The organism is Streptomyces viridochromogenes (genome assembly GCF_001270495.1).
Classification (GTDB): domain Bacteria; phylum Actinomycetota; class Actinomycetes; order Streptomycetales; family Streptomycetaceae; genus Streptomyces; species Streptomyces viridochromogenes_A.
The window spans coordinates 117,061-128,567 of the sequence record NZ_LGUR01000083.1 but is presented as its reverse complement, the minus strand read 5'-3'; the positions used below and the strand labels follow the sequence as shown (position 1 = coordinate 128,567).

Genomic DNA, 11,507 nt, shown 5'->3' with positions numbered 1-11,507 from the left:
ATCTGGCGTTGATTTTTGGCACGCTGTTGAGTTCTCAAGGAACGGACGCTTCCTTTGTACTCACCCTCTCGGGCTTTCCTCCGGGCGCTTCCCTTCGGTGTTCCAAACTCTATCAGGGTTTTTCCGACTCCCTGACCACCGTCCTGCAGGCATGCAGAAGGTGACCCCGAGATAGGATCTGACAAGTTGATTGCTGCCGGGCGAGGATGCGCGGTTGCGTCGCTCAACCCCAGGCAGGAGTACGACTGTACACGCGGCCGCGGAGTGGGTGCAAATCGATTTGGGGTATGGTCTAGACCACTCTGGAGTGCTCACGCGGAACCTGCACTTCATGTGACATACCCTGCTGAACAGTGTGCCGTCGCACAGGCTGACGGCCCATATCGATCTCCACCCCTGGTGCCGTCGCACAGGCTGACGGCCCATATCGATCTCCACCCCTGGGAGGCTTCCCATGACCACCGTGACGTCCCCATTGGCAGGACGCGCCGTCGGACTGACGTCCGTGCCGGATCCGGTCTTCTCCGGGGCCATGGTCGGCCCGGGCACCGCGATCGACCCGGTGCGTGAGCCGTCCGAGGCTGTGTCGCCCGTGGACGGAGTCATCGTCTCTCTCCATCCGCACGCGTTCGTCGTCGTCGACGAGCAGGGCCACGGTGTGCTCACCCACCTTGGTATCGACACCGTGCAGCTCAACGGTGAGGGCTTCGAGCTGCTCGTGAACAAGGGCGACACCGTGACGCGCGGCCAGGGCATCGTCCGCTGGAACCCGTCGGCCGTTGAGGCTGCCGGCAAGTCCCCGGTGTGCCCGATCGTGGCCCTCGAAGCCACGGCAGAGGCACTCTCCGAACTGCGTGACGACGGCGACGTTAAGGCCGGCGACAGTCTCTTCGTCTGGAAGTGACTTCTGTGCCGTCGTATGACGGCGGGTAGGACGACAACCACCGCGGCGGCGGGACCCGCCGCACTATCGGAGACGGGTGAGATGGAGACAACGCTGCGAGGCGTCGGCGTGAGCCACGGTGTGGCTATCGGCGAGGTTCGGCACATGGGAACGGCGGTCCTCGAGCCGCCTGCCAAGCAGATTCCGGCTGAGGAAGCGGAGCGCGAACAGGGGCGTGCCCGCAAGGCCGTGGAGGCTGTGGCAGCCGACCTGATGGCGCGCGGCAACCTGGCGGGAGGCGAGGCGCAAGCGGTGCTCGAGGCCCAGGCCATGATGGCCCAGGACCCCGAGCTGATGGCGGACGTGGACCGGCGTATCGCCGTTGGCAGCACGGCAGAGCGCGCTGTGTACGACGCCTTCGCCGCGTACCGCGAGCTGCTGGCGGGTGCTGGTGAGTACCTTGCAGGTCGCGTGGCCGACCTCGACGACGTGCGGAATCGTATCGTCGCTCGTTTGCTCGGGGTTCCGATGCCGGGTGTCCCGGACAGCGACGAGCCCTATGTCCTTGTCGCCCGCGACCTCGCACCGGCCGACACGGCGCTGCTGGACCCGACTCTCGTTCTCGGCTTTGTCACCGAGGAGGGTGGGCCGACCAGCCACAGCGCGATTCTGGCGAGGGCGCTGGGAGTGCCGGCTGTCGTCGCGCTGCCGGGTGCCGGTGAGCTCGCCGAGGGCACGGTCATCGCTGTGGACGGCAGTACCGGCGACATCTTCGTGAACCCCAGCGAGGAGAAGAAGGGGGAGCTGGAGGCCGCTGCCGCCGCGCGCAAGGCCGCGCTCGCGGCGTCGACCGGGCCGGGGGCCACCGCGGATGGCCACAAGGTGCCGCTCCTCGCCAACGTCGGCGGGCCGTCGGACGTTCCGGCCGCTGTCGAGGCGGGGGCTGAGGGTGTCGGTCTGTTCCGGACAGAGTTCCTCTTCCTCGATGACAGCAAGAAGGCGCCCTCGGAGGAGAAGCAGGTAGAGGCCTATCGCCAGGTTCTCGAGGCCTTCCCCGAGGGCCGTGTCGTCGTACGTGTCCTGGACGCCGGCGCGGACAAGCCGCTGGACTTCCTGACACCTGCGGACGAGCCGAACCCGGCGCTGGGTGTGCGGGGCCTGCGGACGTTGCTGGACCACCCCGAGGTGCTCCGCACTCAGCTGACGGCACTCGCGAAGGCGGTGGAAGGACTGCCCGTCTACCTTGAGGTCATGGCCCCCATGGTGGCGGACCGTAGCGATGCGAAGGCATTCGCGGATGCGTGCCGTGCGGCCGGGCTCCAGGCGAAGTTCGGCGCGATGGTGGAGATTCCGTCGGCCGCGCTGCGGGCGCGTTCGATCCTGCAGGAAGTCGAGTTTCTGTCGCTGGGGACCAACGACCTCGCGCAGTACACCTTCGCCGCGGACCGTCAGGTGGGTGCGGTTTCCCGTCTTCAGGATCCGTGGCAGCCGGCGCTGCTCGACCTGGTTGCTTTGTCCGCAGAGGCGGCGAAGGCCGAGGGCAAGAGCTGTGGTGTCTGTGGTGAGGCGGCGTCCGACCCGCTGCTGGCGTGTGTGCTGACCGGTCTGGGGGTTACCTCCCTGTCCATGGGCTCGGCGTCGATTCCTTACGTCCGGGCGACGCTGGCGAAGTACACGCTGGCGCAGTGTGAGCGTGCTGCTGCGGCCGCGCGAGCGGCCGACAGCGCTGAGGAGGCGCGCAACGCCGCTCAGGCGGTGCTGTCCGGCGAGTAGTCGTAGCCCGACGGCTTCGTCGTGGTTGTTGTGGGGCGCTCCACCTTCTGGGTGGTGCGCCCCACGTGCATTCAGTGATCGTGTGCCGGTGGAGCTTCCTCATTGCCGAGATCCGGCGGCACGCAGTAGTCGACGCCCGATTCCGGGGAGATGAGATCTCCGGAATCGATGTCGGTGCAGTAGGCGTCGAAGACCTCGCCTGCCGTGAGGGGTTCCAGGCCGTCTCCGCGCAGACGCCATCCGTAGATCCGGTCGGAAGTGCCGGGGGCGCTGGTCCGCATGACGAGCCCGCCGGGGCTCCGGGTGGCGAGGCCGAGGGCAAGGACCGTGGTGAACTCCAGGGCTTCGGCCTCGTCGAGGTGTGTGGCGCCCTCTGCGTCTTCGTCGGCGTGCAGGACGGAGACGAGTGTCTCCGGTGTTCCCGTGACACTGCAGACGAGGTGTCGGCTTCCCGCGTAGGCCGTGTCGAGGATGCGGACGACGAGGTTCGAGGCGCGGGCGAAGGCGGCGCGGCCGATGTCCTCGCCGCAGGTGGCGCAGGAGCCCAGCCGTGCGAGGAGCGTGGACGCGTACTCCCAGGTGGCTTGGCGGACGGCTTCGTCGACGAGGGCCGGGACGAGGTCTGCCAAGGGCTGGCCCTGGTAGGGGACGGTGGGTCCTGTGGTCGCAAGTTCGGCGGTGAAGCGGGTGCGGCTCGACGGGATGTCGGGGTCAAGGCCCCTTTCCGCGCAGAACTCGGCGAATTCCAGTGGGTCGAAGAGAGCGATCGTCGTATGGCTGCCTTGGGAGGCACGTGTCCTGAGCAAGGCCTCCACCTGCTGGAGATAGATCTTGTGGTCGTCGAAGGTGAAGCTGCGGTAGTGCCGCATGGCACGGAAGTCGTGCTCGTCGGTCAGCAGGCCGATCGTGCCGGCGATTTCGCGGCGCAGGACGCGTCGCATCGTCTGGTCGTCGGTGTGTGCCATGTTTCCCCCTTGTGCGCAGTCGATCAATGCTCACTCACAGTAACCGGCGGCACTGACAACGGCGTCACGGCGATGGGGTCGCAAGCCGGCCTGCCTCGGGATTCCCGTGATCGGCGAAGCCCGAGGCGGGGCGTCGGTCAGGCGCGCTTGCGGGCCAGCTCCTCGTAGAAGTGCAGGAGGTCAAGGTTGTCGATGGAGCCCGGGTTGACCGCCTTTTCCAGGGGTGTGCCTTGGAGGAGGCGCTTGACCGGGACCTCGATGCGTTTTCCGGTGAGGGTGTGGGGGACGCCGGGGACTTCGATGATCTCGTCGGGGATGTGGCGTGGTGAGAGCTGTTCTCGGATGGTCTGCTTGATGCGGGTCAGGAGCGGTTCGTCGAGCACGGCTCCCGGGGCCAGGTGCACGAACAAGGGCATCCAGTAGCCGCCGTCGGGCTGTTCGATGCCGATGACGAGGGATTCCTTGATCTCGGGGAGGCGCTCGACCGCTTCGTAGATGTCGGCCGAGCCCATGCGGACGCCCTGACGGTTGAGCGTCGAGTCGGAGCGGCCGTGGATGACGACGGAGCCGCGGGAGGTGACGGTGATCCAGTCGCCGTGGCGCCATACGCCGGGATAGGTGTCGAAGTAGCTGTCGTGGTACCTGCTGCCGTCGGGGTCGTTCCAGAAGTAGATCGGCATGGACGGCATGGGGTTGGTGACGACGAGTTCGCCGACCTCGTCGATGAGGGGTTCGCCGCTGGGGTCCCAGGACTGCAGGTCGGTGCCGAGGCTCGGGGCCTGGAGCTCGCCGACGTACACGGGCAGGGTGGGCACGGCTCCCGCGAAGCAGGAGCACACGTCCGTGCCGCCGCTGACGGAAGCGATCCAGAGGTCGTCGCGGACCTCGTCGTGCAGCCAGCGGAACCCGTCGGGGGGCAGCGGTGATCCGGTGGTGGCGACGCAGCGAACCCGGGCGAGGTCGAAGTCGCGTGCCGGGTGCACCTCGGCCTTGCGGCAGGCCATGACGTACGCGGCGGACGTGCCGTAGAGGGTCGCTCCCGTGCGTTCCGCGACTCGCCATTGGGCGCCCGTGTCGGGATATCCGGGGCTGCCGTCGTAGAGGACGATCGTGGTGCCGGTGAGGAGGCCGGAGACGAGGAAGTTCCACATCATCCAGCCCGTCGACGTGTACCAGAAGAAGCGGTCCTCGGGGCCCAGGTCGCAGTGCAGCCCGAGTTGTTTGAGGTGCTCGACGAGGATGCCGCCCTGGGACTGGACGATCGCCTTGGGGAGTCCGGTGGTGCCGGAGGAGTAGAGGACCCAGAGCGGGTGGTCGAAGGGCACCTGCTCGAAGACGGGTTCCTCGTCTGCGGCTGTGAGGGCGGACCACTCCAATGCGCCTTCGGGGGCCGCTGTGCCGAGGAGCGGAATGTGCACCACCGCGCGCAGCGTGGGCAGTTCGCGGCGGAGTTCGGCGACGACGTCGCGGCGGTCGTGCTCCTTGCCGCCGTAACGGTAGCCGTCGACGGTGAAGAGGAGGACCGGTTCGATCTGCTGGAAGCGGTCGAGGACACTGCGGGCGCCGAAGTCGGGGGCGCAGGAGGTCCAGACGCCTCCGACGGCGGCCGTGGCCAGGAGGGCTACGACGGCCTGTGGGATGTTCGGGAGGTAGCCGCTGACGCGGTCGCCGGGCCGTACGCCGAGGGCGCGCAGCTCGGCGGCGAGGGAGCCGACCTGGCGGCGCAGCTCGGACCAGGTCACAGGTCGGGGCTCGTGGGATTCGTCGACGTGCAGGAGGGCGGGTTCGTCGGCGCGGGTCGCGGCGGCGCGCAGGGCGTGCTCGGCGTAGTTCAGGGTCGCGCCGGGGAACCATTGGGCGCCGGGCATCGAGCGGTCGCCCAGCACGCGCGCGTAGGGGGTGGAGAAGTGTACGTCGAACCACTCAGTGACGGCTTTCCAGAAGGTGTCCAGTTCGTCGACCGACCAGCGGTGCAGGGCCGCATAGCCGCCCTGGGCGGGCGCACCGTGTTTTTCGGCGGCCCAGGTCTGGAATCTGGTGACCTGAGCCTGGGCGATGCGTGCCGGATCTGGCTGCCAGAGCGGCTGAGGGTTCATGATCGACATGGATCGGCTCCCGGACTGTGCGCGTCGTGTGCGTCTTCCGCGCACGGCTGGGTTGTGCGCGTGACGCGGCTGACACGGACGATGCCATGTGATCGACTTCTACACCAGGGTGCGCCCCACATAGTCCGTGTCGTGAAGATGTGGTCCCGGCACGGGTGAACGGCAGTTGAACGAGACACTCTCGTGGGGCGGTCAATGGCAGGCTGAGCAGCATGGACGGTCGTGACCTGGTGCGTTCGATGAAGGTGGTCGGTTCTGTGCGGGCGGCCCAGGGGTTGCGTACCGTACTGGCGGCGTGGCGGAGAAGGCGTGTCGATGCCGCGGGCCTGTCGCCCCGGGGTGCCGAGCGTGCCCGGGTGCCCGGGGTCGTGCAGGAGGTGCAGCCCGGTCCGGGCGGCGGCGTCATACGGTTCAGCCGGTCCGAGCTGCATATCAGCGTCGCCGTGAACGGGGCTGTCTTCTGGGGCTGGGACGGGGCCGCCCCCGAGCCGTCGTACGCGCTCGCGGACCGCCGTCCGGAAGCGGATCCCCGGGCGGTGCTGGAGCCCGACAAGGACGGTGGCTGGCGGGTCGTGGCCGAGCGGGTGACGGTGGTCATCTCGCGACACGGTGCCGTGGAGGTGCAGACGCCCGGTGGCGTGACACTCCGGCGTGAGCTGCCGCCGCGCTGGTGGGAGCCGGTGAGCGGGGGGTCCGCACGGTGGATGCAGCGGTCTGAGGTGGCCGCGGACGCGCGGTTCTTCGGGCTCGGGGGGCGGGCGTCGGGCCCCCGGCTGAGGGACGGAACGTATCGGCTGTGGAACACCGACCCCGGCCGCGCGTTCGGCCCCGGTGACGACCCGCTGTACATCACGATGCCGGTGCAGCTGGTGGTGGCCGATGCGGCCACGCACCTGGTGTTCCACGACACCTCGTGGGACGGCACGGTGACGCTGCGGGAGGGCGAGGAGGGCGCCGGCTCCGGGCATGACCGGGCGGGGACCAGCGAACTGCGGATGGACGGCGGTCCGCTGCGCTGTTGGGTGATGGTGGGTACCCCCGCGCGCGTGCTGCTCGCCTGGGCCTCCCTCACCGGGGCGGCCGCGCTACCGCCCGCGTGGGCGCTGGGCCACCAGCACGCGCGGTGGGGCTTCGGCGGCGAGCAGGAAGTGCGGCGGATCGTCTCGGGTTACCAGGAGCGAGATCTGCCGCTGGACGCCGTCCATCTGGACATCGACCACTACGACGAGCATCAGGTGTTCACGGTCGACCAGGAGGGCTTCCCCAAACTGCCGCAGCTTGCCGAGGACTTGCGCCGGGACGGCATCCGCCTGGTGTCGATCGTCGACCCGGCGGTCAAAGCCGCGCCGGGCAATGCCGTGTACGACAGCGGGTCGGCGGAGGACGCGTTCGTGAGGGACGCCTCCGGACAGCTCGTGCGGGGGGTGGTCTGGCCCGGGGAGGCGGTCTTCCCGGACTTCACGCACGCGCGCGTGCGGCAGTGGTGGGGTGGTCTGTACGAGGAACGGCTGGGGCAGGGATTCTCGGGTTTCTGGCATGACATGAACGAGCCGACTTCGTTCACGGCGTTCGGGGAGTCGACGCTGCCGCGTTCGGCCCGTCACTCCCTGGAAGGGCGTGGCGGAGACCATCGGGAGGCACACAACGTCTATGGCCTGTGTATGGCCAGGGCGGCTTACGAGGGGCTGCTGGACCTGGCACCCGACGAGCGGCCCTTTGTCTTCTCGCGTTCGGGGTGGGCCGGCCTGCAGCGCTACGGGGGGACCTGGTCGGGGGACGTGGCGACAGGCTGGCCGGGGCTGCGGGCGTCGCTGTCGCTGGTCATGGGCCTCGGGCTGTGCGGGGTGCCCTACTCGGGGCCGGACGTGGGCGGGTTCGACGGGAGTCCGTCTCCGGAGCTGTATCTGCGGTGGTTCCAGCTTGCCTCGTATCTGCCGCTGTTCCGTACGCACGCGAGTCTGCGGGCAGGGCGCAGGGAACCATGGGAGTTCGGTCCCGAGGTACTGGAACACGCGCGCGTGGCGCTCGTCGAGCGTCGGAGGCTGCTGCCGTACTTCGTGACGCTGGCGCATCTGGCCCGGCGTACCGGGGCGCCCTATGTTCGTCCGCTGTGGTGGTCGATGCCAGAGGACCGCGCGCTGCGCGACTGCGAAGATGCGTTTCTGCTGGGCGACTGTCTGCTGGTGGCGCCGGTGCTGGATCCGGGCGCCGACCGGCGTGCGGTGCAGCTGCCCAGAGGGCGCTGGCACGACAGGGCGACGGGGCGAGCCTACGAGGGGCCGGGACAGGTTCTCGTCGACGCGCCTGTGTCCCGGATCCCGGTGCTGGCGCGCTCAGGTGCCGTCGTCCCCGTACGTGGGGACGACGGCGGGCTGGAACTGGAGGTGTGGGCGCCCGCCCGGGGACGTACCGGGGGCGGGCTGGTTGTGCCGGATTCGGGTGACGGGTGGGACGAACCGGAGATCGAGCGTTACGTCACCCGCTGGGAAGGTCGAAAGCTGCTTGTCGAGCTGGAGCACGAGGACGGCGTGATCGCCTCGCCCCGTCCGGTACGCATACGAGGGCTCTGAGTGTCCAGCTCAGACGTAACGGCCTTCGAAGAACCCCTTGACGGCCAGCGTGTGCAGCGGGAAGGCAAGCTCCTCCGGCCTGCGCAGGAGGTGCCAGCCCTCGGTCTCGTCCGTGGCGGTCGATGTCGGTAGGCGGTCGGCGGGCCGTTCCGGGAGGAGGCCGAACAGCAGCAGGTGGCCGTCGGGAGAGCTCATCGCGTCGACGAGCCGCACGTCGCGGCCGGCCGCCTCGATCCCGGTCTCTTCCTTGAGTTCGCGGACGACGGCCTGCCGCCAGTCCTCGCGATCGTCGATGTAGCCGCCGGGCAGGGCGATGCCTCCGCGCGCGGGGGCGACGTTTCGGGTGATGACGACCAGGGCTGTGCCCTTGGTGTCGTACACGGGCTGGAGCGCGACGGCCACCGGCAGGGGATTGCGGTAAGCCACCGTGCCGCACGCCGGGCAGGTGCGAGGCCAGCCTGAGACGCCCTCTCCGTGGGGCGCGCCGCAGCTCGAACAGTGGGAGTCAGCTGCGGAGTTGGGGGCGGAGAACTGAGTTTCGGACACGCGGCGGACTGTATCCGATCAGCGGAAGGGCGTCTTCCGAGGGCTGGTCACTACTGCCTTGTGAGGGAGTTCCAGGACACGGGGAAGTCGAAGTAGGTGTCCGGATAGGGCTCCGGCTTGTACGTGTAGTGCCACCACTCTTCGGCGAGGTTCACGAATCCGAGGGCTTCCAATGTGCTCTTGAGCAACAGCCGGTTGGCGCGCTGTTCGCCCTGGATGCGCGGATCAAGGGTGTGCGAAAGGGTGTCGAAACAGTCGAAGCCGGTGCCCATGTCGACGGAGTTGTCGGGGAAGCGCTCTCCCTGAGGTGCATAGCAGGGAACGAGGGGCTCCCCCGGTACGTACGGCCTGGTGGGCTTGGTGGGCAGCCTGACGATCGTCAGGTCCACGGTCGAGCCGCGACTGTGGCCTGACTTCTCCGCGATGTAACCGTCCGCGAAGAGGCGGGTCTTGTCGACGTTCGGGTAGAACTCGTCCTTCATGGCCTGGTCGTCTAGGTCCTCGGCCCAGCGTACGAAGTGGTCGACGGCCCGCTGGGGCCGATAGCAGTCGTATACCTTGAGTGCGTAGCCTTGGCGCAACAGCCGCCTCTGCGCCTGGTGGAGCGCTTCGGCGGCGGGTCGGGTGAGGATACAGAGGGGCTGTCGGTAGCCGTCGACGCGCTTGCCCACGAAGTTGTGCGGGGTGAAGTACCGCATCTCCTGAATGATGCTGAGGTCAACCGTCCGCAGCGCCACGAAGTCTTCCGGCGCTTTGGGTTCGCCCTTCGCCTGGGCAGTGGCGGGCGCGGCGGTCACGGCGAGCAGGGTGGCGAGTGTGGTGACCAGTCCCCGTACCGCTGTCGAGATTCGTGTCATGTCTCCTGCATCTATCAGGAGTCCTCCCTGTGAGGGAAGCGATCGGATGCAGTCCACTCGTAAGGCCGCTCTGCCGCTTTACCTTTGCCCGTGGCACACTTCTGACGTCCCGTCAGATAACTCTCTCAGGAGGGACTATGCCACGCACGCGCACGCCTGTGGTCGCCGGGTGGTTCGCCGGTGACGGGGACGACTTCCGGCTCCTGGGCACCCGCTGCTCGGGCTGCGCCTCGGTCTTCTTTCCGCGCGAGGACGCCCACTGCCGCAACCCGGACTGCTCGGGCGGAGTCCTGGAGGAGGTCCCGCTCTCGCGGCGCGGGCGCGTCTGGTCGTACACGGACAGCCGATATCGGCCACCGTCACCCTATGTGACCAATCCGGAACTTCCGTGGGAGCCGTACGCGTTGATCGCTGTGGAGCTGGAGCCCGAGCGCCTCGTGGTGCTGGGACAGGCGGTTCCCGGGGTCACCGTCGCCGATCTGATGGTGGGCATGGAAGTAGAGGTCGTTCCAGGCGTGCTGCATGAGGATGCCGAGACGATCTGGACGACCTGGCAGTGGCAGCCGACGGGGGTGACGTCATGACGACAGAGGTGGCGGTGCTCGGCGTGGGTATGCATCCCTGGGGCAAGTGGGGGCGCAGCTTCGTCGAGTACGGCGCGGTGGCGGCCCGCGCGGCACTCGCCGATGCGGGACTGGAGTGGCGGGATATCGGGGCGATCGTCGGTGCGGACACCGTGCGGGGTGGCTATCCGGGCTATGTGGCCGGGGCAACGTTCGCGAAGGCGCTGGGCTGGCAGGGCGCCCGGGCCACAAGCGTGTACGCGGCGTGTGCGTCCGGGGCGCAGGCCGTCAACACCGCGCGGGCGCAGATTCTTGCAGGGCTTGCGGACGTCGTGCTGGTGGTGGGTGCCGATGCGGCTCCCAAGGGCTTCTTCCGGCCGGCGGGCGGTGACCGGCCGGACGATCCGGACTGGCTTCGTTTCCGAGTCCTCGGTGCGACCAATCCCGCGTACTTCGGGCTGTACGCGCGTCGGCGGATGGCCGTACACGGGGACACGCCGGAGGACTTCGCGCAGGTCAAGGTGAAGAACGCCGCCCTGGGTGCGCTGAATCCCTACGCCCGTTACCGCAAGCCGGTCACCGCCGAGGAGGTGGCCGCCTCCGCCGTAGTGGCAGACCCGCTGCGACTGCTCGACATCTGCGCGACCTCGGACGGAGGCGCGGCGCTCGTGCTGGCCGGCATGGAGTTCGCGCGTCGGCACGGCGCCAGGGAACCGGTACGGATCCGGGCGGTTTCCACCGTGACGCCGCGCTACCCCAGCACCGTCCTGGATCTGCCCGACATAGCGACGGACTCGGCGGCGGCAGTGCAGCCGGAGGGCGGGACGTTCCGGGAATCGATCGGGCGCGCCGCCTACGAGGAGGCTGGTATCGGCCCGGATGACCTCTCCTTCGCGGAGGTCTATGACCTGTCCACCGCCCTGGAGTTGCAGTGGTACGAGGACCTGGGGCTGTGCGGCCGGGGAGAGGCCGTGAAGCTGCTGCGGGAGGGCTCGACGGCGCTGGGTGGACGCATACCCGTGAATGTGAGCGGCGGCCTGGCGTCCTTCGGCGAGGCGGTTCCGGCCCAGGCGATCGCCCAGGTCTGCGAACTCACCTGGCAGTTGAGAGGAGACGCGGGAGATCGGCAGGTCGCCGGGGCCCGGGTGGGTATCGCCGCGAACCAGGGGTTGTTCGGTCACGGGTCCGCGGTGGTCGCGATGCGATGAGACATGACGATCAGGCTGACGCCACGCTGTGTGAGCG

Annotated in this window: 9 protein-coding genes; 5 read left to right on the top strand and 4 right to left on the bottom strand. The window is 68.6% G+C overall.

All coding sequences use genetic code 11. The features are described from left to right. Nucleotides 1–454: 454 nt before the first annotated feature. Nucleotides 455–904, top strand: a complete 450-nt coding sequence (locus tag ADK36_RS10025) for a PTS sugar transporter subunit IIA (protein ID WP_048584381.1) — start codon at nucleotides 455–457, stop codon at nucleotides 902–904. Nucleotides 905–985: 81 nt separating this feature from the next. Then, entirely contained in the window at nucleotides 986–2,656 is a 1,671-nt protein-coding gene (gene ptsP / locus ADK36_RS10020; protein WP_048584380.1) for a phosphoenolpyruvate--protein phosphotransferase, read from the top strand. 71 nt (nucleotides 2,657–2,727) lie between these two features. On the opposite strand, the gene ADK36_RS10015 is transcribed toward ptsP, so the two are convergent. After that, nucleotides 2,728–3,621 (bottom strand): hypothetical protein, encoded by an 894-nt coding sequence (locus tag ADK36_RS10015; protein WP_048584379.1) that lies wholly within the window; start codon nucleotides 3,619–3,621, stop codon nucleotides 2,728–2,730. A 137-nt stretch (nucleotides 3,622–3,758) separates the two neighbouring features. Beyond that, nucleotides 3,759–5,726 carry an acetoacetate--CoA ligase gene (locus ADK36_RS10010; RefSeq protein ID WP_048584378.1) on the bottom strand — a complete coding sequence of 656 codons (1,968 nt, stop codon included), beginning with the start codon at nucleotides 5,724–5,726 and terminating at the stop codon, nucleotides 3,759–3,761. Between the two features lie 212 nt (nucleotides 5,727–5,938). Here ADK36_RS10010 and ADK36_RS10005 point away from each other — a divergent pair, with 212 nt between their 5' ends. Next, nucleotides 5,939–8,296 carry a glycoside hydrolase family 31 protein gene (locus ADK36_RS10005; protein ID WP_053197024.1) on the top strand — a complete coding sequence of 786 codons (2,358 nt, stop codon included), beginning with the start codon at nucleotides 5,939–5,941 and terminating at the stop codon, nucleotides 8,294–8,296. A 9-nt stretch (nucleotides 8,297–8,305) separates the two neighbouring features. On the opposite strand, the gene ADK36_RS10000 is transcribed toward ADK36_RS10005, so the two are convergent. Beyond that, on the bottom strand, nucleotides 8,306–8,842 hold the full coding sequence (locus tag ADK36_RS10000; RefSeq protein WP_048584376.1) for an NUDIX domain-containing protein: 537 nt from the start codon (nucleotides 8,840–8,842) through the stop codon (nucleotides 8,306–8,308). A 50-nt stretch (nucleotides 8,843–8,892) separates the two neighbouring features. Continuing rightward, a complete protein-coding gene (locus ADK36_RS09995; protein WP_048584375.1) occupies nucleotides 8,893–9,699 on the bottom strand; it encodes a M15 family metallopeptidase in 807 nt (268 codons plus the stop codon). 158 nt (nucleotides 9,700–9,857) lie between these two features. On the opposite strand from ADK36_RS09995, the gene ADK36_RS09990 reads away from it, so the two are divergent. Continuing rightward, entirely contained in the window at nucleotides 9,858–10,283 is a 426-nt protein-coding gene (locus tag ADK36_RS09990; protein WP_048584374.1) for a Zn-ribbon domain-containing OB-fold protein, read from the top strand. Next, entirely contained in the window at nucleotides 10,280–11,470 is a 1,191-nt protein-coding gene (locus tag ADK36_RS09985) for a lipid-transfer protein (protein WP_053197031.1), read from the top strand. The genes ADK36_RS09990 and ADK36_RS09985 overlap by 4 nt, the downstream gene beginning before the upstream one ends. Nucleotides 11,471–11,507: the final 37 nt, after the last annotated feature.

What these genes read in the sequence shown, in the direction of transcription:
- ptsP (WP_048584380.1), top strand. Translation starts at nt 986, where the DNA reads ATGGAGACAACGCTGCGAGGCGTCGGCGTGAGCCACGGTGTGGCTATC.
- ADK36_RS10010 (WP_048584378.1), bottom strand. Translation starts at nt 5,726, where the DNA reads ATGTCGATCATGAACCCTCAGCCGCTCTGGCAGCCAGATCCGGCACGC.
- ADK36_RS09995 (WP_048584375.1), bottom strand. Translation starts at nt 9,699, where the DNA reads ATGACACGAATCTCGACAGCGGTACGGGGACTGGTCACCACACTCGCC.
- ADK36_RS09985 (WP_053197031.1), top strand. Translation starts at nt 10,280, where the DNA reads ATGACGACAGAGGTGGCGGTGCTCGGCGTGGGTATGCATCCCTGGGGC.
- ADK36_RS10025 (WP_048584381.1), top strand. Translation starts at nt 455, where the DNA reads ATGACCACCGTGACGTCCCCATTGGCAGGACGCGCCGTCGGACTGACG.
- ADK36_RS10005 (WP_053197024.1), top strand. Translation starts at nt 5,939, where the DNA reads ATGGACGGTCGTGACCTGGTGCGTTCGATGAAGGTGGTCGGTTCTGTG.
- ADK36_RS10015 (WP_048584379.1), bottom strand. Translation starts at nt 3,621, where the DNA reads ATGGCACACACCGACGACCAGACGATGCGACGCGTCCTGCGCCGCGAA.